The 26791-nt window shown below is 38.6% G+C and carries 24 protein-coding genes and 1 tRNA gene; 21 read left to right on the forward strand and 4 right to left on the reverse strand.

The annotated features are described in order from the left end of the window. The first annotated feature begins 80 nt into the window (after nt 1-80). The 5 genes from FEZ08_RS10035 (at nt 81) to FEZ08_RS10055 (ending at nt 6982) form a co-directional block, all read left to right on the forward strand. Nucleotides 81-1574 carry an InlB B-repeat-containing protein gene (locus FEZ08_RS10035; protein WP_277871044.1) on the forward strand — a complete coding sequence of 498 codons (1494 nt, stop codon included), beginning with the start codon at nt 81-83 and terminating at the stop codon, nt 1572-1574. 164 nt (nt 1575-1738) lie between these two features. After that, on the forward strand, nt 1739-3079 hold the full coding sequence (locus tag FEZ08_RS10040) for a PTS sugar transporter subunit IIC (RefSeq protein WP_138191965.1): 1341 nt from the start codon (nt 1739-1741) through the stop codon (nt 3077-3079). 165 nt (nt 3080-3244) lie between these two features. Next, nucleotides 3245-5500 (forward strand): glycoside hydrolase family 3 N-terminal domain-containing protein, encoded by a 2256-nt coding sequence (locus FEZ08_RS10045; RefSeq protein WP_138191967.1) that lies wholly within the window; start codon nt 3245-3247, stop codon nt 5498-5500. A 119-nt stretch (nt 5501-5619) separates the two neighbouring features. After that, nucleotides 5620-6786, forward strand: coding sequence for an ROK family transcriptional regulator (locus FEZ08_RS10050; RefSeq protein ID WP_171015029.1), 1167 nt, complete (start codon nt 5620-5622; stop codon nt 6784-6786). Nucleotides 6787-6908: 122 nt separating this feature from the next. Next, a tRNA-Cys gene (locus FEZ08_RS10055) sits at nt 6909-6982 on the forward strand. Nucleotides 6983-7061: 79 nt separating this feature from the next. On the opposite strand, the gene FEZ08_RS10060 is transcribed toward FEZ08_RS10055, so the two are convergent. The 3 genes from FEZ08_RS10060 to FEZ08_RS10070 are packed head-to-tail and all read right to left on the reverse strand — an operon-like array spanning nt 7062 to nt 8957. After that, nucleotides 7062-7982, reverse strand: a complete 921-nt coding sequence (locus FEZ08_RS10060; RefSeq protein WP_138191971.1) for an NAD(P)-dependent alcohol dehydrogenase — start codon at nt 7980-7982, stop codon at nt 7062-7064. Nucleotides 7983-7998: 16 nt separating this feature from the next. Then, entirely contained in the window at nt 7999-8373 is a 375-nt protein-coding gene (locus tag FEZ08_RS10065; RefSeq protein WP_277871043.1) for a DUF6326 family protein, read from the reverse strand. Beyond that, nucleotides 8373-8957, reverse strand: a complete 585-nt coding sequence (locus tag FEZ08_RS10070) for a TetR/AcrR family transcriptional regulator (RefSeq protein WP_138191976.1) — start codon at nt 8955-8957, stop codon at nt 8373-8375. The genes FEZ08_RS10065 and FEZ08_RS10070 overlap by 1 nt, the downstream gene beginning before the upstream one ends. A 136-nt stretch (nt 8958-9093) precedes the next feature. On the opposite strand from FEZ08_RS10070, the gene FEZ08_RS10075 reads away from it, so the two are divergent. The 14 genes from FEZ08_RS10075 (at nt 9094) to FEZ08_RS10135 (ending at nt 23775) form a co-directional block, all read left to right on the forward strand. Next, the gene (locus FEZ08_RS10075) at nt 9094-9561 is read left to right on the forward strand and encodes a GNAT family N-acetyltransferase (RefSeq protein ID WP_138191978.1); all 468 of its coding nucleotides are present in this window, start codon (nt 9094-9096) and stop codon (nt 9559-9561) included. Nucleotides 9562-9745: 184 nt separating this feature from the next. Next, nucleotides 9746-10648, forward strand: a complete 903-nt coding sequence (locus FEZ08_RS10080; protein ID WP_138191980.1) for a helix-turn-helix domain-containing protein — start codon at nt 9746-9748, stop codon at nt 10646-10648. A 422-nt stretch (nt 10649-11070) separates the two neighbouring features. Further along, entirely contained in the window at nt 11071-12027 is a 957-nt protein-coding gene (locus FEZ08_RS10085; RefSeq protein WP_138191982.1) for a helix-turn-helix domain-containing protein, read from the forward strand. 89 nt (nt 12028-12116) lie between these two features. After that, on the forward strand, nt 12117-13553 hold the full coding sequence (locus tag FEZ08_RS10090) for a MucBP domain-containing protein (protein ID WP_171015030.1): 1437 nt from the start codon (nt 12117-12119) through the stop codon (nt 13551-13553). 298 nt (nt 13554-13851) lie between these two features. After that, complete coding sequence (locus tag FEZ08_RS10095) at nt 13852-18186, forward strand: LPXTG cell wall anchor domain-containing protein (RefSeq protein WP_138191986.1); 4335 nt, start codon at nt 13852-13854, stop codon at nt 18184-18186. A gap of 141 nt (nt 18187-18327) precedes the next feature. Then, the gene (locus FEZ08_RS10100) at nt 18328-18915 is read left to right on the forward strand and encodes a YdeI/OmpD-associated family protein (protein WP_138191988.1); all 588 of its coding nucleotides are present in this window, start codon (nt 18328-18330) and stop codon (nt 18913-18915) included. A 288-nt stretch (nt 18916-19203) separates the two neighbouring features. Beyond that, on the forward strand, nt 19204-20184 hold the full coding sequence (locus FEZ08_RS10105) for a leucine-rich repeat domain-containing protein (RefSeq protein WP_138191990.1): 981 nt from the start codon (nt 19204-19206) through the stop codon (nt 20182-20184). A gap of 184 nt (nt 20185-20368) precedes the next feature. Further along, nucleotides 20369-20524, forward strand: coding sequence for a hypothetical protein (locus FEZ08_RS12225; RefSeq protein ID WP_171015031.1), 156 nt, complete (start codon nt 20369-20371; stop codon nt 20522-20524). A gap of 99 nt (nt 20525-20623) precedes the next feature. Beyond that, nucleotides 20624-21481 (forward strand): MerR family transcriptional regulator, encoded by an 858-nt coding sequence (locus tag FEZ08_RS10110; protein ID WP_171015032.1) that lies wholly within the window; start codon nt 20624-20626, stop codon nt 21479-21481. 146 nt (nt 21482-21627) lie between these two features. After that, nucleotides 21628-22002 (forward strand): hypothetical protein, encoded by a 375-nt coding sequence (locus tag FEZ08_RS10115; RefSeq protein ID WP_138191994.1) that lies wholly within the window; start codon nt 21628-21630, stop codon nt 22000-22002. A gap of 1 nt (nt 22003) precedes the next feature. Beyond that, complete coding sequence (locus tag FEZ08_RS10120) at nt 22004-22384, forward strand: hypothetical protein (RefSeq protein WP_138191996.1); 381 nt, start codon at nt 22004-22006, stop codon at nt 22382-22384. A gap of 1 nt (nt 22385) precedes the next feature. Beyond that, nucleotides 22386-22919, forward strand: coding sequence for a hypothetical protein (locus tag FEZ08_RS10125; RefSeq protein ID WP_138191997.1), 534 nt, complete (start codon nt 22386-22388; stop codon nt 22917-22919). A gap of 131 nt (nt 22920-23050) precedes the next feature. Further along, nucleotides 23051-23371 carry a rhodanese-like domain-containing protein gene (locus FEZ08_RS10130; RefSeq protein WP_199288073.1) on the forward strand — a complete coding sequence of 107 codons (321 nt, stop codon included), beginning with the start codon at nt 23051-23053 and terminating at the stop codon, nt 23369-23371. A gap of 77 nt (nt 23372-23448) precedes the next feature. Further along, nucleotides 23449-23775: a hypothetical protein gene (locus FEZ08_RS10135; RefSeq protein ID WP_138191999.1), complete on the forward strand. Its 327-nt coding sequence runs from the start codon at nt 23449-23451 to the stop codon at nt 23773-23775. Nucleotides 23776-23839: 64 nt separating this feature from the next. On the opposite strand, the gene FEZ08_RS10140 is transcribed toward FEZ08_RS10135, so the two are convergent. Next, nucleotides 23840-24400: a histidine phosphatase family protein gene (locus FEZ08_RS10140; protein WP_138192001.1), complete on the reverse strand. Its 561-nt coding sequence runs from the start codon at nt 24398-24400 to the stop codon at nt 23840-23842. A gap of 170 nt (nt 24401-24570) precedes the next feature. On the opposite strand from FEZ08_RS10140, the gene FEZ08_RS10145 reads away from it, so the two are divergent. Both FEZ08_RS10145 and FEZ08_RS10150 read left to right on the forward strand, forming a co-directional pair. After that, nucleotides 24571-25875: a pyrimidine-nucleoside phosphorylase gene (locus FEZ08_RS10145; protein ID WP_138192003.1), complete on the forward strand. Its 1305-nt coding sequence runs from the start codon at nt 24571-24573 to the stop codon at nt 25873-25875. 169 nt (nt 25876-26044) lie between these two features. Next, nucleotides 26045-26788, forward strand: coding sequence for a segregation/condensation protein A (locus tag FEZ08_RS10150; RefSeq protein WP_171015033.1), 744 nt, complete (start codon nt 26045-26047; stop codon nt 26786-26788). Nucleotides 26789-26791: the final 3 nt, after the last annotated feature.

A 26791-nucleotide genomic window follows, 5' to 3' on the forward strand; every position in this document is an offset into this window, starting at 1 on the left:
TAAGACGGCTAGTCAATTTGATTTCTCTTTAATCAAATACCACTCCTGGCGATAGAAATAGCACCTTATGGGCGCACTATATAGTAACTTTTGATAATGAGGGAGCCGCTACAACAGCGTCAGTTGCTTATAATGCTTTAGTTACTGAGCCAACTGCACCAGTAAAAATTGGCTACACATTTAACGGTTGGTACACCGCGGCAAGCGGCGGTACCAAATGGGATTTCACCACTGGAACAATGCCAGCAAGTGATATGACCTTACATGCTCAATATACAATTAACAGCTATTTAATTACCTTTAATAACCAAGACACAATTACAACTGAATTATTGACATATGATAGTACAATTACTGAGCCGGCAACACCAACTAAAGCTGGATATACGTTTACCGGATGGTTTACGCAGGCAAGTGGTGGAACACAATGGAATTTTGCTACTGACAAAGTTCCGGCAACAAATGTTACGCTCTATGCGCAATTTAGTGCCGATAATCAAACGATTACCTTCAATGTAAACGGCGGCGATGCAGCAAGCAAGCCGGCAAATATTGTGCAAGCGACTGATAGTGCAGTAAATCTGGACGCAGTTACGGTACCAACAAAACCGGGTTACAACTTCATTGGCTGGTTTGATGCCGGCGATGTACAACATAGTGGTACAATTACTATGCCAGTTGGCGGACTTGATTTAATCGCTCATTGGACAGCAGCACAACAAGTAATCAGTTTTAATACAGCTGGCGGCAGTGGTGTTAATTCAATAACTGCAGTTACTGATAGTACCATTGATCTGGATACTATAAGTACAACTCGTGCCGGTTACCAGTTTGACGGCTGGTTTATTGGTAACACAGAATACAGCGGCATTATTACGGTACCAGTAGGTGGGCTAACATTCACTGCTCACTGGACTGCACTTGACCAAACCATCACTTTTGATACTGATGGAGCAGGAACAATTGTAGCGATAACAGCGCCAACCGATAGCAATATTGATCTTACAACAATTGCCGCACCGAGCAAGTTCGCCTATAAATTCTTAGGTTGGTTTGATGCGAATGGAGTGAAATACTCAGGAACAATCGCAATGCCAGCAGGCGGATTGCAATTGCAAGCGCATTGGCAGGATCTGATTGCTGAGGGCATTTGGAGTATCAAGGCAAATAATATTGAATTATCAATGAGTGAACTCAATCAATTTATTGATAACGGTACATTAGAACAAGAAGTATTAAATCGGGCAAATGCAATTGCCTGGGACGGCGACCAAAATGTTGAACTATCACCGTTACGTGTAGATACAACAACATTATTGGCGAATGTGGTTGTTGGTAATCAGCTCGTTACTATCAGCTACCTTAATCCGAATGCTTCAGTTGCAGCTTTTGCAACAACTAATGCTGAACAGGGACTTGTAACAACAATTACTGTAAGTGTTACTGATGACACAAAAACACCAGGATTGCCAGTTACCGGACAAAATATATTGCTGGCGATGCTAAGCGGTGTAATTATGACGATTGTGGCAGCCTTACTATTATTAGTGAACAAACGTCGCAAAACTGATTAGTTAAGAGAATTTTAAAAGCACGGTCTCATCAAGACCGTGTTTTTTAGCTTTCACAAAATAACTTTATAAAAATAATTTAAAAAGTAGTTGAAAACGCTTTTTCATCATGATAGAATAAGTATAGAAACACTTTGTTAATTATTTTAACTAAGAGAGGGTTTATTATGAAAGGAGCGATTTCAATGATTGATCGCATTACAGAATTTTTGGTTCCGATTGCTTCGAAGATGACTGCACAACGTCATTTGGCGGCAATTCGGGAAGCATTTATAGGTTTGATGCCGCTGATTATTATTGGTTCATTTATGGTACTGATTAATAATGTGGTGTTAAGTAATGATCCGGGTGGGTTGTTTGGGCCGGGAAGTCCATTAGCAAACACTTTGGATTTAACCCAGTTTAAAGAGATTGGTGTTAGTGTTTGGGCAGCAACGCTGAATATTTTGGCATTGTTGGTGGCTTATGGTATTGGGTATAAGTTGGCACAAAATTCTGGTATGGATGGTTTCTTGCCTGGATTTGTGAGCTTGGCTTCAGTGGTAGCGGTGATGCCGGTTACGACTGCGTTACAGATTGCTGAAATTGGTAGTGTTGATGTGAGTGTATTTAATGGTGCATTTACTTCAGCATCAGGTATGTTTGTGTCAATTATTGTCGGACTTCTGGCTTCTGAGTTATTGATACGTTTAATGAAGAGTGGTAAACTTGAAATTAAGATGCCTGAGGAAGTTCCGCCAGCAGTGGCAAAATCATTTCTAATTCTTTTGCCGGCTGCATTTGTAATTTTATTGTTTGCAATTTTAGCATTTATTTTAAAATCATTCTTTGCAATGAATATTTATGAGATTATCAATGCTGTGATTCAGGCACCATTACAAAGTTTGTTCCAAGGATTACCGGGGATTACTTTGATTATGTTTGTACAAAACTTACTATGGGCATTCGGGATTCACGGAAGCTCAATTATGTCGCCATTTACTGAGCCGGTATTATTGGAAGCTATTACTCAAAATGCAGCAGCAGTTACTGCTGGTTTGCAACCAACAAATATTGTTACCGGACCTTTCATCAATGCATACACAATTATTGGCGGTGGTGGCTGTACCATCAGTTTATTGATTGCTGTATTTATCTTCTCAAAACGGGCAGATTACAAAGCAATTGCTAAGCTCTCAATTGTACCAAGTTTCTTCAATATTAATGAGCCGGTTATGTTTGGGATGCCTATTGTCTTGAATCCGATTTTGATGATTCCGGTTGTCTTGGTACCAACAATAAATCTGATTATTGCTTATTTTGCAACTGCACTTGGTTTGGTTGGCTATACTTACGTTATTGTACCTTGGACAACGCCACCGGTATTATCGGCATTCTTAGCGGCCGGTGGTGACTGGCGTTCAGCAGTATTGGCATTCTTGTTGATTGTTATTGGAACTGCAGTTTACTTGCCGTTCGTATTAATTGCCAACCGGACGTTGGTTGTTCAGGATGAAGTTGACGCATAAATAATTGTTGAAAAGTATTTGCAATCTTGCGACACGCAGTTAGTCCCTTGTGGAAAAGTTGGGAAAAATTACTTTGATTTTCGACGCGCTCGCGCTAGTACCTTGCGTGAATCGCTTTCAATCAATTATTCTATTTTTAAAAAATACGCGAAGGAGCGAGGCACTATGGAACTCTATAAGCAAAAAGAGGCACCGATTTCAGCACGGGTAGAAGACCTATTGTCACGAATGACACTAGATGAAAAAGTCGGTCAGATTAATCAGCGACTTTATGGGTGGAAAAGTTATCAAAAAGTTGATGATGATTATGAACTTACTGATTACTTTAAAGATGAAGTTGCCCGTTTCGGCGGTATTGGTTGCTTATACGGTGTGTTCCGTGCTGACCCTTGGTCACGGGTGAATCATGAAACCGGGATTCCGCATGCGGACAGCCTAAAGGTTGCCCGCATGCTCCAAGCGTATGTGCGTGAGCATACTCGCTTAGGAATACCGTTATTGTTATCGGAAGAAGTTCCGCATGGCCATCAGGCTTTGGATTCGGTGCTTTATCCGACGAATATTGGTATGGGATCAACCTGGAATCCGGAACTGCAGATGCAGGTTTCAGCAGCAGTTGCCGCAGAGTTACATTATAAAGGTGTACAGCTTGGATTGGTATCGGCGCTGGATGTTTTGCGGGAGCCGCGCTGGGGCCGCAGTGAAGAGTGCTTTAGCGAGGATCCGTATTTAGCATCAATATTTACGACTGCAGTTGTTGCTGGTTTGCAAAGAAAAATTGATAGTACTAAAACAGTTGCGGTGTTGAAACATTTCTGTGCTCAAGGTGAGCCGATGGGCGGTCACAATACAGCGGCAGCTGTAATTGGTGAGCGTGAGTTGCGGGAAATCTTTTTGCTGCCAATGGTGGCAGGAATTGGTGCCGGAGCAAAGGCGACGATGGCGGCGTACAATGAAATTGATGGTATGCCATGTCATGCCAATAAGTGGTTGCTAACCGATGTGTTGCGTGATGAACTTGGCTTTGATGGTTTTGTTATGGCTGATGGCGTGGCGCTGGACCGTTTACGAAATGATGATGTTGATGGTAAGCAGGCGGCAGCTTTTGGGCTTGAGGCTGGTGTCGATCTCAGTTTATGGGATGATGCTTATACTCATGCTGGTGAGAGTGTTACCAGCGGTTTACTTGATGAAGCTGTACTTGATAAGGCAGTTACTAGAATTTTAACGTTGAAGTTTGAGCTTGGATTGTTTGATGAAGAGCTTGAGGTGGTTGAGTTTGATAAGACGGGTGCCGAAGCGGTGAGCTTGCAGGCAGCCCGCGAGGCAATTGTACTCCTCCAAAATAATGAGCAGTTGCCGTTGTCAAAGGATATTAAGCATATTGCAGTGATTGGTCCTAACGCTAATCATTTGTATAATCAACTTGGTGACTATACTTCACCGCAACGTGATGATTATGGAGTGACTATGTTCCAAGGAATTGCAGCGGCAGTTGATGGTCAGGTGAGTTATCAGCCGGGATGTGGCGTGAAGTCTTATATTGATGGTGGTATTGCAGCGGCGGCGGAGCTTGCGGCGAAGGCAGATCAGGTGGTTTTGGTATTAGGTGGCTCAAGCACGCGTAATTTTAATATGCAGTTTGACAGTAATGGCGCAGTAATCGGAAGCAGTCGCGGTGCTGATATGAATTGCGGTGAAAATATGGATGTTGCTGACTTATGTTTGCCGCAACCGCAGCTTGATTTGCTTGACGCCGTTGTGGCGGTGAGCAAACAGCCGGTTGTTTCAGTGATTATCCAAGGGCGGCCACATGCGTTGTCAGAAGTGAGTGAGGTTTCGGGTAGTGTTGTTTGTGCTTGGTATCCCGGTCCATTTGGTGGTCAGGCAGTTGCTGAGGTGTTGTTTGGTGATGTGAATCCAAGCGGGAAGTTGCCGGCCTCATTGCCGCGGAGCAGTGCTCAATTGCCGGTGTATTACAATTATAAGGATAATGGTGCTTTGGTTGATTATAGTGATATGAGCGGCAGTCCTTTATTTGTATTTGGTCATGGTTTGTCTTATGCGCAGTTTGTATATAAGGATATGCGTTTTGTTGATGGTCGTGTCGAAGTGACGGTAGAGAATGTGAGTGCTATTGCTGGATTTGAAACGGTGCAGCTATATGTAAAAGCGAATAGTCGAATTGTGACACGCCGGGTGAAAGAGTTAAAGGATTTCCGGAAGCTTTGGTTTGAAGCCGGCGAGGAGCGTGTGGTGCGTTTTGAAGTAGACAGCGATGCATATTTTGGATATTGGAATGAGCGTATGCAGTTTGAGGTTGCGGATGGTCGCCTGCAAGTACTTGCTGGCGGCTCGTCAGCAACAGCGCTTGCAATGAAGTTAGAGATAAGCGATGGTAAAGTAATGCGCATTGATTAGTGGGCCGGAATTTGAGATAATAGAAGTATATTTAAAGGTGCTATCTTGTGATTGGTTGTTGATTAACTGATGGAACGAAGAGAGGGATTTTAGAAATGGCAGCGGGAAGTTTTCAGACAATGAAAAGTACGAATAAAGTGGCAGTGCTTGAGCAAATTTTTATTGGCGAGCCGGTTTCACGAGCGCAGATTGCTAAGGTAACCAAACTTACGCCGCCGACAGTGAGTTCGATGGTGAAGGAATTGATTGACGATGGTTTGGTTATTGAAACCACGACCGGCGAGTCAATTGGTGGTCGTAAGCCGATTTTGCTTTCGCTGAATCCATATAAGTTCTTTTCTATTGGCGTGCATATTGCGCCAAATTATTTTAAGTTGACGCAGGCAAATTTGCGAGGCGTCATTTTAGCTGAGGAAACCCACGAGTTATTTGCCGGTATGAATAAGGATGCTTTTACTGAGTTGTTGCTGGAAAAAACGGAGATGTTTATGCAGCAGTTTGATTGTAAAGATTTGCTTGGTATTGGTATTGCGGCTCATGGAATTATTGATAATAAACAAGGAAATGTAATTTTTTCACCTTATTATCAGTTGCATGATGTGGCTTTGCAGCAGGAATTTGAGGCGCGTTTTGACGTGCCGTCTTATTTGGAGAATGACTCGCGCGTGATGACCTGGGCTGAATTTTGGTCTGGTGCCGGACGTTATTGTGATTCCTTCGCGACCATTAAGGTCGACCAAGGAATCGGCGGCGGTTTAGTCATCAATCGACAGTTGATTCATGGTAATAGTTCAGTGGCTGGTGAGTTTGGTCATATGACGCTTGATATTCATGGTGAGCCGTGTCGTTGCGGGAATCGTGGTTGTTTGGAGACGCTGGCCGGCTTCCGTGCGGTGTTTAAGCGGATTAATGAGCGCTTAACAGCTAGTGGTTTGGAGCCGTTGCCAAAGTATGATTATGCGCGTTTGCAGGCTGAGTATGAGGCAGGAAATGAGATTGTGCATGATGAGTTTGATAAGTTGGCAACGTATTTGAGCATTGGCATTGTTAATATTTTGCATGCGATTGGCAGTGATTTGATTGTTATTGGCGGGCAGATTAGTCGTTTTGAGCCGATGTTGTTGCCGCTGATTCGCGAGCGCGTGGCAGCGCGAGCGATTACTTTGGAAGAGCGGGCAGTGCCGATTGTGTTTTCACAACTTGGTGACGATGTTGTTTCGATTGGTGCGAATATTCTGGTTCTGCGTCATATTTTAGAACCTGATTATATGAATCATAGCGATTGATTATAAAGGAAAATGCTTTTTGCGTCGTCATGGCAAAAAGCATTTTGTTTTTTCTCTAAAAAGGCTTGTGAAGCAATAGGAAATACTATATAATAAGGAAGGTAACGCGCTTACTGGACTATGGTGCCATAGCCAAGTGGTAAGGCATGGGACTGCAACTCCCTGATCGTCGGTTCAAATCCGTCTGGCACCTCCATAGAGAATTGATAAAGCAATGATTTCGGTCATTGCTTTTTTTGATGTTGAAAAATAATAAAGTGATAGCAGAGTAACTCTTAACTATCACTTTTATTAACTATAACTAATACATTACCAACTTTTTTGTTCGTAATGGTTCGTTTAAAAGCTTCCTGAATATTATCGAAATCGTAGGTTGAGTCAATGACTGGCTTATACTTTCCTACTTCAACAAGTTTTTTTATAAAATTAAGTGCTATTTTTGTTTCGCTGGATAATCCTTTCGCAACACTTACGAAGCGACCATCAGGTTGCAAAGCGTTCTTTAAAATTGTTTTATCCATTTTTCCGACTGCATCAAAGATAATGTCATATTGCCCTAATAGATTCTTGTAGTCAGTTAAAGTATAATCTATGGTTTGATCGGCACCGAGTTCTTTTAGTAAGCCTAAGTTGTTGGTACTTGCAATTGCGGTGACTTTTGCACCGTAGGCTTTTGCTAACTGCACCGCTGCGGTTCCTACCGCTCCCGACGCACCATAAATTAATACATTTGAACAACTCTTGATGTTCGCTTTGTTTAGGAATGTATGAGCTGTACATCCCCCAAAGGCTAACGCTGCTGCTGAATTAATATCTAGGTTATTTGGTGCGATTGCAATTGCCTTCTTTTCGTTTATGCATTTATACTCGGCATGGGCTTTAAATTTTATATCGCTTGAGCCAAATACTTTATCACCGGGAGAAAAATCAGTGACAGCATCGCCAACTTGTACAACCGTGCCAGAAAATTCACTTCCTAAGATAGGCTGACGTAATTTTTTCAGACCAAAAATTATTTTCATAAATGGTTGGGTTAATGAAAAGATGGATTTGTCGCCTGCACTTACTGTTGTAGCTGAGACTTTTACAAGTACTTCATTAGGTTTTGGAATAGGAATTGGTTGTTCTAAGAATTTTATTGCTGAGATATCATTATAAGCGGTACAAGCCGCTACTTTCATCATTTCTGTTTTCATTAGTTGTTTCCTTCTTTCAATAGAGTAAATCTTTGATTGCAATAATTATAATAATTATATTTGCAATCAGCCCTAAGATAATTAAAAAGATGTCATAAAGAGACTTATAACTTGGGAGTCCAATAAGGTTAAAGAGAAATAAAACTACTGAAACAACAATGTTAATCCAGAGAATATACGGTACTGGTACGAAAATATTAACAATCATCATAATAATTGGCAGACTCATCATTAAGGCAATACCAAACCACATTAATTGGGTTATCTTTTGTCCACCAATTGTTCCGCTGCTGGGATTAAAATCACCACTATATAAACGTAAGACATCACCTAATAAATATAGCAAAATAACCACTGCCCATAATACTATGAAAGGTACTTTATTATCCATTAAACTTCATCCTTTACATTAGTTTCTAGTATTGTGATAAAGCCATTGATTGTTGCTTGGATTATGTCAGTAATTTCAGTGAAATCCATCTTAAGAGTGTTTGTTACTAGTAATGTGGCAATGCCGTGAACATACAACCACATATTCATGAATATTTGTTTTGCAGCCTTGCTATCCAGATCAAATCCAAGTTCTGGCAAATCAGTTGATAGATATTCATTTTCATTTTTATTTTCAATAAAATCCATAAAGTTGGCGCCCTTATAATTATCTTCTAAGAAGAGTAGGTGAAATAATTGCGGCTCATCTATTGCAAACTCAACATATTTAATTCCGACATTTGCAATAAAATTTTCGTTCTTTTCTACGGCTGAAAAAAATTGAATGTAAAATGCTTCGACCAAGCTAATGAATTCATTTTTAAGTTCGTCCATATCAGTATATTCTCGGAAGATAGGATGAGTTGAGCAATTTAAGTTTTTGGCAATCTCTCGGGCATTAACTGCTTTAAATCCTTGCTGACGCGTTATATCCCAGACTGCGTCAATGATATTTTGTTTGCTTATTTTTATTTTAGGTGGCATTTAGTAATCTCTCCCTCTATTTTTAAAAAACAATTGTTACGTAACTAATGTTATTTTATCATATTTATGGTGATTGTCAAATTTTTTTACTTTATGATAAAATAACATTATAAATGTATGAAACAGGTGGTCAATTATGAATATAACTACTCAACGTTGTAGTGTTCGTCCGTTCGAAAAAAGTGATATCAAAGCGTTTATGGCTTATCGAAATAATATGGAATGGATGCAATACCAAGGGTTTAAAGGGTTGTCTGAGCAGCAATACATAGAAGGACTACTTAATACACAGCATACACTTTACGAAGGCATACAACTGGCAATTATTCATAATGAGTTAGATATACTAATTGGTGATTTTTACCTTAAACAAGTAGGCAAAGTTATGTTGATCGGCTATTCTATTAGTCCGGATATGGCTCGGCAAGGTTACGCATATGAGGTAGTATCAGTAATGATTGATCAATTAGTTAGAAAGGATATTGATTATATTAAAGCTGGTGTTGACAAAGAAAATGTCGCTTCGATAGCATTACTTAAAAAGCTTGGGTTTGAATACATCGGATTTATTGAAGATGAAGATATATATATATTGCAAGTTTGAAGTGAAGCTGATTTTATGAAATAAGGATAAAGCAATGATTGTGATTATTGCATTTTTGCTAAAGTGCATAGTAAATAGTGTGAATAATCGTTAAATTGGGAGAATATTGCGAAATAACGCTCGAAATGGTATTATATAGGACAAGATAGATAGAAAATTTTGAGAGGATTAGTGAGGAATATGTATGGCTATTGAGTTTCGTGTGGGGACACAAATTAAGTCAATAAGAAGCGCCAAGAAGATATCACAGACACAATTAAGTAACGGAATTTGTAATATAAATACTTTAGTACGGATAGAAGCAAACGAAACATCACCATCGTTTGAGCTATTGTTGGCACTAGTTAATAAATTAGGGATTGATATGGAAGAGTTAATTTCCAATGTTAGGTATCAGAATAATAGAACTTATTACAATATTAAAGAAACAATTGAAGACTATTTCAGTACATACCAATGGAAGAAAGCTAAAAAACAATTAGAATTAATTAGCGAAGATATATATAACGAACTGCCAATTCATGAACAACAGTATGTTGATATAATAAAAATTGAAATTGCTAAACATGTTGATAGAAATTTTTCATACGCTCATCATCTTGCAAATGAAGCTTTATATAAAACTTATAAAGATAAAGCGCGATATTTTACTCACCAAGAAATGGAGTTAATTAATATTATTTTACAATTTGACCAATCAAAAAAACATTTGGAGTTAACGAATCGAGTTATTGATTGGATAGAGCAGACTCCAGAAATGTTACGAGATTATCATGCATATATGTTATTGCTAAATGGTATTAGCACATATTGCTATGAGAATGATGATTGGCAAGCGGCATATAATTATGCAAAAGTTGGATATAAAGTTGCATTGGAGAAGCAAGGAACAAAGTTTATTCCAAGTTTTTTATTCACTGAGGGTTTAAGTTTGTATATGTTAAATCAGGATCAGGAAAAGGGGATCCAGGATATGAAAGATGCTTTGGATTTCTGCAAGGTAACTGGAATGACTGAGTTTTATCAGGCAATTATTTTTGAGTTAGAACGATACAATATAATATTAGAAAAAGGACAACTTCGATAAGTTGTCCTTTTTGCAATTAATGACCAATCCAGATCAATAGTAAAAATCGTAACATGAAAAACACCTCCTTCTTGACTATTGTAGCTTATAGGTTTTATAAATTATACATATAGTGGTAATTTCTGAGATTGCTCTAATAAAATTGTAGACTTTTTTATACAAATTAGGGAATAGTGACAGAGTTTTTAATAAGTTATACTATATATGAGTTCTTAAGTTTGAAGATGAACTCAGCTATGGTTGCTTGTCGAGGCTCAATATTCATCTTATGAATCCGTAAAGAAAAGGAACTTTCTGGACAAGCAACTTATTAATTTGTGGGGACAAAAAACGAAAACTACTCGGAAGAGTAGTTTTTTTATTAGAAAAAAAACCGGAAATGTTATAGAATATAATGTAAGTAAAAAATGGGGGGCTACAACATGCAAAGTTTATTGGATAATGAGTACTTGGATTTTGATTTTGGAACTGCGCTTAAAACTATTAGAAAAGAGCGCGGTTTGAAAAGAAGAGAGGTGTTTGAGGGGATTTGTTCCGAAAATACTTATGGTAATATTGAAAATAATATTACCAAAAATTATGATTTTCGTTTTTTAGTGTCGTTTTGCAGTCGATTAGGAGTAACCGTTGATTATTTAGTTGCTCGTGGTGCAAACCGTAAGCTGGAAAATTATAGCGAGAAGATTATTGAGTTGAATCAGTATTTACGGGTTATAGATTTAGCGAATGCACAAATAATAGTTGATGATTTTTATGCAACAAATGCGGTTTATGAATTGCCAACTCGTGATAAACAGGTTGTCATGTTCGCTAAAGCGGCACTTTATGCATTTACTGAGAATTGTGACAATAAGAAGGCGCAAGTGATGTTAGAAGAAGCACTCAGCCTAACTTTTGATGTGAATAATGCATACACTGAAAGAAATCGAAGAATGTATAATCGTTGGGAAGTAAATGCGGTAAATTTGTTGTTAAAAGTCACCGACGGCAGCAACAAGTATCTGAAAATAGCCGAGCATATGTTAGGATATTTAGAGGTGCATCCGGTTGAACATTATGAACCGCTGGTTATGTTATTGCGTACAGCTCTGGCGAATATTTATTATGCTAAGCAAGATTATCAACAGGTATTAGTATTAGCTGAAGCTGGTATTAAAGAATCATTTGAAATGAAATCGTTCGTTCATCTGCCTGTATTTTATATGTATAAAGCTATTTGTTTACATACTGATAATGCTGATATTAATGAAGTGAATGCATTTGCACGTAGGTCACTGGTTGTGGCAAAATTTATTGATGTTCCTAGCGTATATGAAGGTCTGCAAAGTCTTGCTGTTGAGAATGGTATTAACCTGAATGATATTGAATTACAGTTTTAGCTTGTGATTAAGTTGAAAAAAGCCCCAAACATTTGGGGTTTTTTTCGTGATTTTTTAGATATAATTATTGTATGAAGGGGGAATGTTTCGTGAAAAAAATAATGATAACAACGATTTTTGTCTTAAGTTTGGGGTTTATGACCCTTTTTAATACGACTTCTGTTTTTGCCGGCGGCAGCAGCCACGGTGCAGTTATTGAGGGTATTGAAACAAGTGCCGAGTATGGGCATGTGCTGGACTATAATAATACTAATGAGGTTTTGGAGCGAATTAATTATATTTCATATATTCGTGACTGGAATGCTGGCTCATATAAATTTTATACTATGTCTCCTGACAATGGGACGCAGTTGATTAAAAAAGGAACTTTGCGTCTTGAAACCGGAGTAGGTAATACGGCTACTAGTTTAGCTGATATTTATAGTGCTTATGGAGTTAATATTAAACTTTATGTGACTTCTGATGGTACAACGTTTTCAGAGGTTACCGGCGAGCTGGATGCAAAAGGATATTATGCAAATGATGTTGATTTAAAAGGGTATTATGTTGAATATGAGATGACCAGAGATACGATATTAGATTTAAGTGTTGCATTGTATGTTACTCATGAGATTCGTATTGATTATGATAAATTGACTCCGGCACAAAAAGCCGGAACCGAAGGTTTAGCTCAATGGCTTGATTCTAAAAGTGCAAATGCAGCAGCAACACCGAATTATCAGCGAATTTTCATTGTTAATCCAGAAATTAGCGGAACAGTAAAATATCAACAATTGGCAGATCAGGCTGATATGCCGGTTTGGGATCAGGCAACGGTGATTGCTGATGTGCCGGTTGATTTGCTGCGAGCTGATGGAAGCATTATTGCATCTACAAAGACAGATGCAAACGGACGTTTTGTTTTTTCAAATCAGTTAGATAATGCGACCGGATTTAATCTGGCAAATAGTTCAGAACAATTATATATTTCAATTGATGGACAGGGCATGAAAGAATGGCAGGTTGTTGCCGGAACGTCTGTTGTTCTAACAGATGATTTGGCACTTGGAACAATTATTGATGTCAGCAAGAGTCAGACTGATTTTGATTTTGCAATGTCAAAAACAGATTGGAAGAGCGGCTATACTAATCACGATTTAAAGGGTGAGAATGCGCTTGGCAGTCAATTTATATTAACAAACTTTGAGAAGGCTCAAGATGTCTCAACAGTGACTGCCCACTACTTGGATGAATCAGGAAATATCTTAGCTGATGCTAAAAAAATGAGCGGTCCTGTCAATGCTGCTTATCAGACTGAAAAACTTGATATTGATGGCTATGAGTTTAAAATGATGGATCCATTATCTGCGGCGGTGAGCGGAACCTTTAAACAAAATCATCAGGATGTTATTTACATTTACACTAAGGTTCCCGGAACGAATGTTCTGCCGGAAACCGGAAGTGGCTATGTTGAGGGCGTTTTAGGCGGTATGCTGTTTTTGATTAGCGGTAGTGCTTATGTCATCATCAATTCAAAAAGAAAATAATATTAGAAAAACACTGCTTTTAAGTAGTGTTTTTTTATTTGGATTAATAACTTAGATTCACTTTGTTGATAAATGTATGTTGATAATATGAAGGAAGTGAACATTTATGAATACTATTAACAATTTTCTTATTTTATTCATATATTCCAGTCAAGTAGTTAGATATGATATAGATACAAGGATATTATAGAAACGTTTGGCATTAATTTTAGGGCGGGTATGATTAAGCTCCGTTTGGTTTGCCCAAACGGAGCTTTTAATATTTTTGAAGTATGACTTAAAATTTTTAGGAGGAATAATGATGAAGCGCTTTTTTAAAGGATCATTGAAGTTGTTACTAAGTGCTAGTATTGTATTGACTGCTTTTGTATCACAAAGTTTTTATGTGAATGCTCATCCAAGCAATGATATTACTTTACCCGGCGGAAATAATTATGATGATTACACAATAAAAAGTGATTCTCCAATAAGCGGAGGATACGCACAATTGTCTGGGTATAAACGGCGGGTGGATGCCAATCCTACCAAAGGAAGCTATATTTCTACATCAGTGGCTGAGCACGTTGGGGTACCGGCAACAATAACTGATGACGCTATTACGAGTTATGTACAGGTTTCTGATGGTGGCTACTTGGTATCAAGTTTTGCTGCGTCAAGTAGTGGAACTGGTGGGAATATGTCATTTGTATCAAAGTTTGATGCACAGTTTAATCTTATTAGTACGAAAGAAGTAAATAGTTATTTAAATAATAAAATGTTCTTATCGCTGACTGCTTTACCAAATCAGACACCAGGGCAGAGTGAATATGGGTTTATCACCCAAGATGCGGAATTTGTTTATTTTGATAAAGACGGGAATTTTCTACCAGCATTAACTAAAAAACCGAGTATTCCATTGCCGCCAGGTGTTTCTGGAGGAATGTATGGGCAAGGTGGATTGATTGCAAATAAGTTTCGTGGTGAGACTGTTTGGGTACCGGGAGCAAAAATCTCTACGGCTTACTTACAAGAATTTGATGCTAACAAAAACTTTGTTGGGCACATCAGTATTCCCAAACCAACACCGCTTAACAGTAATATTGCAACCAATCGCATGGCTTTAAATGTTTGGTTGCTTGATAACGGTAATCACATTTTGCAGTTCGTTGAACAAGAAACCGATAATGTCAATGCATCAACAGCAGATTATACAGAATTGTGGCTGTATGATGCAAGCTTTAATCCAATTAAAGAATTAATTCCTGTAACAAATCGACTTTCGTTCTCAGTATTATCATCTGAAGGAAACCCATTGATTTCATATAAACAAAATAATGAACTGATTTTGCAGAGAATTGATATCAATTCAGGAACAGTTTTATTAGAGAAAACGTTTAGTGCAGAAATGAATGCAAGTTTTTCGAGTATGTATTATCCATCTGTAAATTCCGGGAATTTATATATTTCAGGGCAAGGCAATCCAGTAGGAGATTTTGCTGGTTATGCTACTTCAAGAGGTAGTTTTATTGCAGAACTAAAAGAAGTTGGTAATACCTTTGAAGTTGTTAATGCAAATTTTATTGAAACAAAAGTAAATCATTCAATTGCGAATATTAAAGAAATGCCGGGAAATCCGGAAAAGATAATCGTTTATGGAACAACTGCCTGGGGACAAAGTAATGATTTTGATTTATTCCCACATCCATCAACCGGTTTATTAGGTGGAACTGAGGCGTTTTTTGGAACTTTTGATCAAAGTCTAGATTATGCTCCTAAGCTACCGGTGCCAGGTTATATTAATGTTCGAGTAAATTCAGATGCAAGTGCAACAGATGTTGATATGGCAATGCTGAATTTTGTTAAAAAGGATATGGAAAATGGTACAAACGATTTAGAAAATCATCGACTTGATGATTTTACCAGCAACGAAACACTATTATCCAGAGTTAACAAAAATGTTCTGAACAGCGATTACCAAAATACTACAATCGATTGGTCTAAATTTGGCTTAACGCCAATTGCTGGAAAAAACACTTATGAGGTCGGACCTAATAGCGATGTAACTTTCAGCGTTACTGACAGTTCAATGTTACAGACTACAATTAGTACTTTAGTTAATGTGCTTGATGAAAATACAATGACAGATACGGAACCAGATCCTGAAAATGGCAACTATGCTATTTTTGCAAAGGATATTCGTGTGCATGTCAATAATGTAGCAGCGTTAGATTACTTAATTGCTGCTCAAGTGAAAGCATGGAATTTGAAAAGTGGTGTGATTGAAACTGCTACTGTTCAAGTTGACAAGAACAATGTTCAACAAAAAGTCGGTGTTTATACAGTATCATATACGTATCAAGGAATTATAAAAGAAAATAAAGTAATAGTTTATGATGATGATACTACTTTCGGACCAAAAACTGATGATCCTAACGATGAAGATAATACAGAAATGATTTACGCTGTGGGCGGAAGCTATCTTCCAACAGAAGTTGCAGGAAAATCTTTGGATCAAGTTACTGAATATGCTGCATGGGATTTGACCACAGGTCAAAAAATTACCACTAAAACAACAGAGACCAAAGATGAAAATAATGCAATAACAAGTTATGATGGCACTAAAGCCGGCAAATACTATGTAACTTATACACTTAATAGTGGTACCGCTAAAACGGTTTTAGTTCAAATTAATACAGGAAATATTCCGGTGTTAACCGTTAATCCTAAGAATATCAGTTTGGATGTAAATGCGGCAGTACCAGATGTTATGGCTGGTGTGACTGCTACTGATATTGAAGATTTAGATTTGACTAGTGCTATTTCAAATACCGGAAGTGTGACAACGACTGCAAAGGGAATTTATACTATTAATTATTCAGTAACGGACAGTGATTATAACACAGTTACTAACTTTAGAAAATATTTAGTAGATTATGTTAATATTCCTGTTGAAATGAATAATGAAGCTATTGTAGCAGATGATTTTAAATTAACCGAAGCGGAAGCAGCAGCGTTGACTGTGACACAAGCAGAAAGTTTAGCCGGTGCTAAGGCATGGAGTACGGATGACGGTACGGATGTTACAATTACAAATACCGATATTAGCCAAGTTCAAGCAACTAAAGGTGTATATGATGTCGTTTTTGCGACTGCTAAAGGAACAACAATTACCGTAAAAGCAGTTGTTGGTTATGTAAATCCACCTGTAGTTGGAGACAATGAAAGTATTATTGCGGATGATTTTAACCTGACAAGTGCGGAGGCAGCAGCGTTGACTCCAGTACAAGCAGTACAGTTAGCTGGAGCAAAAGCATGGGAACATCAGACTGGAGCAGACGTTGTTATTACAACAATTGATATTTCTAAGGTACAAGCGACTAAAGGTGTATATGATGTTACTTTTGCAACTGCTAAAGGAACAACAATTGCCGTAAAAGCAGTTGTTGATTATGTAAATCCGCCGGTGGTTGGAGATAATGAAAGTATCATCGCAGATGATTTTATATTGACAATCGATGAAGCGGCAACATTGACAACTGATAAAGCAGTGACATTCGCAAGTGCTAAAGCTTGGGAACATGTGAGTGGACAAGATGTTGCAATTACAACTGTAGATATTAGTTCAGTTCAGGCAACAAAAGGTGTATATGACGTTGTTTTTGCAACTACCAAAGGAACATCAATTACTGTAAAGGCAATTGTAGATTATACATTGCCGCCAGTAGCGGGAGATAATGAGAGTATTATCGCTGACAACTTTCATTTAACCGAAGCAGAAGCAGCAACTTTGACGGAAGCGGAAGCGGTTACGCTTGCTGCCGCTAAAGCCTGGGAGCATCAAACTGGTGCATCAGTAACAATTACAACAGTTGATATTAGTGCTGTACAAGCAACTAAAGGCGTATATGATGTTGTTTTTGCGACTGCCAAAGGAACGGATATTACAGTGAAGGCGATTGTTGATTATATTAATGTGCCAATTGTTAATGATAACGAAATGATTATTGCTGATAACTTTAGTTTGACATTAGAAGCAGCTGACAATTTAACCGAAAATCAAGCAATTGACTTTGCTAAAGCGTATGCGTGGCAAATATCTGATGGAAGCCAAGTTACTATTACAACAGTAGATATTTCGCAGGTAAAACCACTTCAAGGTTATTATCCAGTTACTTTTACAACTGCCAAAGGAACAACTATTACCGTCCAAGCAGTAGTTGGAGAAAACTTGATTTATTATAATATTCAAGGAAATGATTTGACAATTACTTTAAGTGAATTGCAAAAACAAATTGTCAATGGAACTCTAGAAGCATATGTTTTAGAACATTCTAATGCAGTGGGAGCAAAAACAGATATTAGTGGTACATATGCGATGCCAGTATCTGCAGATGTTACACAATTAGGATTGACTAATAATATTGCAAGTATTCCAGTTGAATTGAATATTAATCATGCGGCAGCAGGTGCTAGTGCAGTAGCAGCAGTAGAAGAAACAGAAAAAGAAATAATAGAAACGAATGCAACTGTTATTGTTCACGTCATTGATGATGCAGATTTACCTTCAACAGGGACAAGTGAATTAGAATTTTTAGCAATTGGTGTTGTACTACTTACATTATCTGGTGTAGTAATTATAAGACGTAAAAAATAAGTTCAATACTTTTTATAAGAATTGATAAAAGCACCTTTCGAGGTGCTTTTTTAATATTGAATTGGTTCGTAAATGCTTGGCAAGAGATGGGTTTTGCGGTAAAATAGCTAGGTAGAAATTTGAATAATGAGGTGGCTTTGAATGGCTGGTTTGAATCCGAAAGTGGATGTGTATATGAGTAAGTTAAAGATGTGGCAGGATGAGACTGAAGCTTTGCGTTCGGTGATGCTGAGCACCGGGCTTGATGAGGAGTTGAAATGGGGGAAGCCCTGCTACGCTCATGAAGGGAAAAATATTGCCTTGATTCAGGGCTTCAAGTCTTATTTTGCCTTGCTCTTTATGAAGGGCGGATTAATGATTGATCCGGATAATGTGTTGGTGAATGTTGGTGAGAATTCTGAAGCGGCGAAACAGATGCGGTTTACTGATGTTGATGATATTCTGGCGAAGCAGGATATTATTAAGAAGTATGTTGAGCAGGCTGTTGCTGTTGAAGTTTCCGGAGCGAAGCGGGAAGCGAAAGCGCCGCAAGAGTTGGTGGTGCCGGAGGAGTTGACGGCGAAGTTTGAGCAGGATCCGATTTTTAGGACGGCATTCGAGGCGTTGACACCAGGACGGCAGAAGGCATATATTATGCATTTTGAGCAGGCGAAGCAGTCGGCAACGCGAACGGCACGGATTGAGAAGTATACTCATAAGATTCTTGAGGGCAAAGGGATGATGGATTAATTTTTTTATAAAAGATAAAAGCGAGTAGTCGGTGCGACTACTCGCTTTTCAATTTTAACCCAGGGTTGGGTGGTGTGATTGATGATTTTCATTTTGATATAATAAATGAAAGTAAAGTGATTGGAAAAAGTTTAATAGTTTAAAAATGTATTGTGAAAAATAGCGCTTAGTAGTATAATAAAATGTAGAATATGGGAAAACAAGTAAAAATAAGGGATTGATAGTGAATAACTTGATAGGATGAAAGGTGTTGGATTCGAGTAAAGTTATAACGGAGGAAAAGGATAAATGAAGAAACTTAAAGTTTTGTTGAGTGTGCTTACAATTGCAGCATTAAGCGGCAGTGTAGCACCGACAGTTTTTGCTGAGGACACAGGTACAGAAACAAGTGGGGAAAATGTAAATGTTTCTGATGAAAATACTTTGGATGAGAGCGCTTCTAATGAAGCGGCGGGAACTGCAAATAACGCAGTAACTGAAGAGAAAAATGAAGAAGATAATAAAGTATCAGTATTTGCATCTGGTGATGAAGTAACTATTTCGGATCCAGCATTGAAAGCGGCGTTGAACGGTTTAGTGAGTAGCAGCCGTAATGCTGATGATATATTGACTCAAGGAGATTTAGCTTCTATTAGCGGCAGCATTAGCTTAGCTAGTCTGGGAATTGAAGATATCACAGGGATTGAGTATTTAGTAAATGTGACTAAGATTGATTTACGCGATAATATTATTCAGGATATTACTCCATTAGCATCAATGACACAATTGACTAAAATCAATGTTACCCAAAATATAATTACTGATTTTCGGCCGTTGCAAGGGTTAACAAATTTAACCGTCATGGCAATTACCGATCAGTATATGTATTATCAAATTTCGGATTTTGATGGTACGGCAATCAATGAATTTATTGCGCCGGATGGAACACCAATGACAGTTGTGGCTGTAAGTCATGATGGCAATTATGATGCTGCAAGCAATACAATTTCATGGACCGGACTGGAAAACACTAGTTCAGTTGAGTACTTGGTTTCGCATCGGGTAACATTAAATGGTATTAATACTATCTTTAATGGTGCGCAAGAAATCAGATATACAACTTTTGTTAATCAAAATGCAGTTGAACCGACAAATTCAGCAAGCAGCACTTCAACAGGAACAACAAGCAGTACATTACCTAATACTGGTGAAAACAGTGTTGAGTTTGCTTTAGCTGGTGCAGCTGTAACAGCTATTGCAACAGTCATTTTAGTGCGTAGAAAAAAATAGACAAATATATATAATAAAACAACTTAAGCGTCAAGGCATTTTTTATTGAATAAGCTATTTTCATTCAATCACTTAAAGCGCTTTGAACCATATTTGGCAGAGGGCAAGGACGAGAGCATCGTTCCTTGCCTTTTTGCTTGGTTCTGGGTATAATTGAGATAGAAATTGACTGGAGGCGGAAGCAATGGCGATTACAACTGCATTATGGATTGCTTTAATTATGATTGGTGGTGCTATTGTTTTGATGGCGATTATTCTAGTCATCTTTACGATTTATATTATGCTGGCTAAGGGTACACCTGATAAGAAGTTGCCGCAAAAACCGGAGAATTCTTTGTAAAAACACGCGATTTCAATAATTGCGTGTTTTTTTAGTTTTTCCCTTGACTCTGACCTTAGGACGGGGGTTATAGTGAGGATAGAAAGGATGTGCAGGTTTATGTATACGGTAAAACAGATGGCCGAACTTTCATCGGTGAGTGTTAAGACGTTGTATCATTATCAGAAGGTTGGTATTTTGATGCCGGCGCAAATTGATGAGAATGGTTATCGTTATTATGATGACGAGCAGATTAAGACTTTGCAGAAAATTTTGTTTTATAAGGAGCTAGGATTTTCGTTGGAGAAAATTCGTGAGATGCAGCAAGAGGGTTTGAGCCCGGTTGCTGAGTTGAAGCGGCAGCGGGAGCTGTTGCAGGCGCAGCGGGTGAAGTTGACTGAGGTGCTGAAGACGATTGATAAGACTATCAAGAGTGAGGAGCAGCACAAGGACTTGGCTCCGCGCGAGTATTTTGTGGGCTTGAAGAAGGATGAGCGTGCTAATGCAGTGATGTTGCGGGTGCTGAATACCGGTGGTATGTGGTGTGATTTCGTTTTTGGTGAACGTCCTTTGGCTTCGTCGCAATTTGGTTTACAGGCAACGGCAGCTTGTGTGTTAGGTGACGATGAGTTATCTTTTTATGGCTATCCGGTTATTGGCAAGAAACAGTTTGAGCATCCATTTTTACGGGTTGCTTATACTGATATTCAATCAATTGAGCTGAGTGTTCGTCGCGGACTTTCCGGTTCATTGATTAAAAATTATTCGATGATGGTAAAGATTCGTTTTGATGATTATGAAATTGTTTTGCGGGATGGCAATACTGCAGTCAGCAAGGAATTTTATAAATTAGCAGCAAAGTATGATTTTCTCTTGAGTGATCCTCAGCAATTAATTGATGCCGCGGATATTATGGATAGAGATCAGTTATATGCATTTTTTGAGCATTTGTATGCAGAAAGTGATTTGGATAGCTAGGGAGAATTTGGCAAACCCAGCCGGCATGAAGCCGGCTGGGTTTGTTTTTGGTCTTTTTCTTCATAATTTTCACCAAATGAACATGGATATTTGATGGAAAATTTTGTATAGTAATTGGGAACAATTTTGAAAGGATTTGATTCGTTATGGATAGAGCAAAAGTTGCTAAGAATGGAGTTTTGCTGAATACAGTTCTGATTGCAGTGGCTTTAATTATTTGGGGTGCATTTTTTGTGCTTAATAATTTTGGTTCGGCACAGATAACATTTTTTGTATGGATTGTTTATATGGTTGTGGCGGCAGTGTTGCTGGTGCTTTCAATTTTAACGTTTATTCAGTTACAAAAGAATAACATTAAGGGTGGCGCATTGTTACTGGCTTCGGCAATTGTAATGATGGTGTTTTCAGTTTTTGCCTTTGTTATTGGTTTAATTACTATTATTTTATCAGGATTATCAATGCGTAAAATTAAGGAATCTCAGCAAGAGATGGAATTTAAAGAAGAGTTGGCAGCTGAATAGCATGGATTTGCTAAATGTTGATCGCGGACAGATTGCCGAGCGCGGGATACGCTTGGCAATTTTTTGGCTGCTTACCAGCATAGCTGGTTTAATGAGCAGTTCAGTATTTTTGTTGTTGCTTTTTACCGGATATTTTTTAAAGAGTATCGCGGTAATGATGATCTTAATAGTGGTTTTATTGGCTGTGGTTATTGCAGTAGCTGCTTTGGTTAATAGAACAATGGTAAACCATAGTGAATTTGAGGTTGTTAATTTGCCAGGAACAAACTTTTTGATTGTGACTGCTTGCGTAGATATTGCCGGGATTTTTATTCCACTGGCATTTCTTTTCGGTATTATTTTTAGTGCTGTTGCTATTGGACAGATGAAAGCAGGGATGTAGGATGACATATATAGAGGCAAGTTCAACATTTTTTCCAAGCTGGGTTCGCTCTAGCGCAGAGTTGAGCCTGGCAGCGGATGATGTTATGCGAGCGTTAGAGGGAATGCTTAAAAATGAACAATACCAGCGTGATGGCAATACGATTCGAATATTTCCTGTGGCGCAGCTGTTTGTTGGTGGCAGTTATCACTCGTTATATCAGCAAATTGATATTACTATCGTTGCGATTAATGATCATTATTCGCGGATTGATTATCAATTTATTCCGCGTGGCCGCACGCTAAAAATTGTAGCCGGGATATTTCTAATAATCATGTCAGCAGCATTATTTGGTATGGCAGTAATGTTTATGAGCTTTGAGTTTGAACTGGGCTTGTTGTTTATGCTATTACCGCTGCTAATAATTGCATGTGCGATTGTTATGATTATTATTGGTAATCGTAAAGGCAGCTACCATAAGCAGTTTGAAAAAACCTTTTTACGGCAGTTGACTCGTTATGGCTTAATTGTTAAGGAGAAACGCTCGCAAGTTTAATGCTTAATTGAATAAGTTTTAAAAAAGAACTCCCATGAGAGTTCTTTTTTTGTTAATGGCGATCATTTTAATTGAGAAAAAATATCAGCTATATTATAATAGAAACATATTTAACTTAAGGTAGGGATTTTATGGATAGCATGACAATACAGGATGTCCTGCGCCATATTGAATCAGCGTCAACAAATGATGCTGAATTAATTGATGTGCGGGAAAAAGATGAATTTGAGGCAGGACATGTGCCAGGCAGCAGAAATGTGCCGTTGATGGGTGTGCTGCTGAATCCGGATAACTTCTTTGACAAAGCAAAGACATATTATTTGATTTGTGAATCCGGCGGAAGAAGTTTATGCGGTGCCGAACATTTGCATGAATTAGGTTTTCAGGTAATAAATGTTCTCGGCGGTATGGAAGCATACTGGAATTATATCGGCAAAAGGAGTCAGGCTTAGCCTGACTCCTTTTGGTTTGGTGTTTTTCACCATAAGCGGTATACTTAGGGTAGTTATTTTTAGGGAGTGGATGTGTGATGGAACGGTTTTTGAATAATATTCCGCGGTGGCTATCGAGTAAGGTTTCGATTTTCATTTATCTTTTTTTATTTTTGTATTTAGTGGTGTTTCCGGCAATCTGTGCTTTGGTGCCGGCTTTGGCTGGTTTTATGCCTTCGAATATGATGCAGCTTATTCTTGGTAACTATACGAATGTGCTGAGTGCGCTCGGGGCATCAATTGCCGCCGGAACCGGAGTTGCGATTCATTCGAAGGTGCGGGCTAATCAGCAGCGTCACGAGGCATTGCAGGCATCGGTTGATGAGCTGCATAAGAAGGTTGATGATTTGATGGAGCGGCAGTAGTTGTTTTAGCGAGAAAGAGAAAACCGCCGGGTTCCCTGATGAAGAACCCGGCGGTTTTAAAATTTTATTCAATCGAAAGTAATTGGTAATTGCCGTTGCCATCGTATTCAAAAGTGACGATAGCAAGGTTTGCCAGTGGACTGCGGAAGTTATAGTGTTCCGGGTCGACACTGGTGAGCATTGCTTTGATGACATGCGAGTGGCAGAAAACTAAAATGTTTTTGCCTGGATACCATTCGATTGCTTTGTCGGCGGCGGTGCGCACCCGGGTCATAATTTCAGTTTCAGTTTCTAAGCCATCAAGTTCAAGTTTGTTGTCCATTGCTTCGCGGAAAGCGTCGTAATTGCCGCCTTCAAGTGGTCCGAAATTACGTTCAGCAAATCCGTCTTCAAGATGGATGCGTTCTTCGATATCCAGTTCATCACAGATGATTTGTGCCGTTTGTAATGCACGAATGAGCGGGCTTGAATAAATGACATCCCACTGGGTATCTTTTAATTTTGGAGCTGCTTTAGTTGCCTGATCTTTCCCATTATTGTTTAATGGATTATCAGTTTTTCCTTGAACACGCTCAATGCGGTTCCATTCGGTTTGTCCGTGGCGGACAAAGGTGATTTGTGCCATGGTTTGTGATTGCCTCCCTAAGTAAAGTTGTCCTATTTCTATATTATACTAAAAATCTATTGTAAATTCTATTTTATGGATACATTTTTAGCTGATTATTGTATAATAGAAGAATGAGTTGTGTTTTAAAAACAACAAAAATCATATAGTGAAGGATTGGTGACTAAACAATGCGCATGGTGGATTTAATTGAAAAAAAACGTGACGGTAAAGTACTCTCACAAAAAGAGATTGACTGGGTGGTTGAAAACTATACCAATGGAACAATTCCTGAATATCAAATGAGTGCTATGGCGATGGCTATTTATTTTAAAGGGATGACTGCTCAAGAGATGGCGGATTTGACCATGGCAATGGTTAATTCCGGTGACAGTTTGGATCTTTCAGCAATTGAAGGTATTAAAGTTGATAAGCATTCTACCGGTGGCGTTGGTGATAAAACAACATTAGTATTGACGCCATTATTGGCAGCAAGCGGTGTAAAAGTTGCCAAAATGAGCGGTCGCGGTTTAGGTCATACCGGCGGAACTGTTGATAAGCTTGAGTCTATTGCAGGCTTTCACACTGAATTGGAACCAGACGAGTTTATTCGTCAGGTTCGTGAAATCGGGATTGCTGTTATCGGTCAAAGCGGGAACTTAACGCCAGCTGATAAAAAGTTGTATGGTTTACGTGATGTAACCGCAACTGTAGATTCTATTCCATTAATTGCCAGTTCAATTATGTCAAAAAAAATTGCTGCCGGCAGTGACTTAATCTGTTTAGATGTAAAAGTCGGCAGCGGTGCTTTTATGAAAACTGTTGAAGATGGCCGTCTTTTAGCTGAAAATTTAGTAGCAATTGGTAATGCGGTTAATCGTAAAACGATTGCCTTTCTAACTAATATGCAAGAACCACTAGGTCTTGCGGTTGGTAATTCACTTGAAGTTGAAGAAGCCGTTAACACTTTAAAAGGTGAAGGTCCTAAAGATTTAACTGAACTTTGTTTAACAATGGGTGGGCACATGCTGGTTGCAGCAGGGGCCGCACCTAACTTTGAAACAGCTCGGGCAAAACTTGAACAGTCTTTAGCAGATGGTTCAGCTTTTGAAAAACTTTGCGAATTTATTGGTGCCCAAGGCGGCGATGTGGCGATGATTCGCGATACCAGTTTACTTCCGCATGCACCACATATTATTCCGGTTAAAAGTGAGCGCGATGGTTATATCCAAGAAATTACTGCGTTGCCAATTGGTCATGCAGCGATGCTTTTAGGTGCCGGACGTTCTACCAAAGAAGATCAACTTGATTATGCCGTTGGTATTGTTTTAGACAAGAAAGTCGGCACACATGTAAATGCTGGTGATGTATTGTGTTATGTGCATAGCCAGTCAACAGATATCCCAAATGTTATTGCTGAAATTCATGAAGCATTTGTGATTGAACCGCAAGAGGCGGTTGTTGAGCCGTTGATTTATGAAGCTATCGGCGTTTAAGATTATTTAAAACGCCCGCAATCTATGCAAACCAATAAAAATTCCTCGGTCACGTATGTCAGAATACGCTCCCTCACAATTTTTATTGGTTTCCTACGATTTCAAGCGTTTTCAATTAATCTTAAAATATCAAAGACAGAAACTATTGCTCTTAAGAAAAGGAGGTTCTATGGAATCAAACCCATTATACATAGTAAAAATTGATGATTTTGAAGGACCATTGGACCTTCTGTTACATTTAGTTAAAGAGAGCAAGGTCGATATATACGACCTTTCTTTGACGGAAATTACCAGTCAGTATGTTGCTTATATTCAGCAAATGCAAAGCTTGAATCTGGAAGTTGCCAGCGAATATTTATTTATGGCTGCACAGTTGATTGAAATGAAAAGCCGTTGGTTGTTACCAAAACCGCCGAAGGAAGAAAGCGGCGAGGAGTCGTTGGATCCACGTGAACAGTTGATTTTACGATTGATTGCTTATAAGCAGTTTAAGGATATCAGTCAGCATTTCCGTGCTTTGGAGGAAGAGCGGCAACAGTACCATACAAAGACGCCTGAAGATATCAGCGATTGGACGCAGGAGCAAATCATTCTTGATGAATCCAGCACCAGCGATGTTTATCAATTGATGGTGGCTTTTGAAAAGTTGATGCAGCGTAAAGAACTGCACCGCAATATCAATGCTACAATTCAGGTTGCTGAAGTCAGTATTGATGAGCAAATGACGCATATTCGGAAGAAATTGGCTAAAGGCAAACGAGTTGCCTTTAGTGACCTTTTTGAAGTCAATGACCGGGTCTATTTAGTAACGACCTTTTTAGCGATATTGCAGTTATCACGTGAACATTTAATTGAAATCCAGCAAGATGAGAATTTTGCTGATATATTTATTGAAGGTAAGGAGGCAGCATAATTT

It is taken from the genome of Culicoidibacter larvae (genome assembly GCF_005771635.1).
Taxonomy (GTDB): Bacteria; Bacillota_I; Bacilli_A; order Culicoidibacterales; family Culicoidibacteraceae; genus Culicoidibacter; species Culicoidibacter larvae.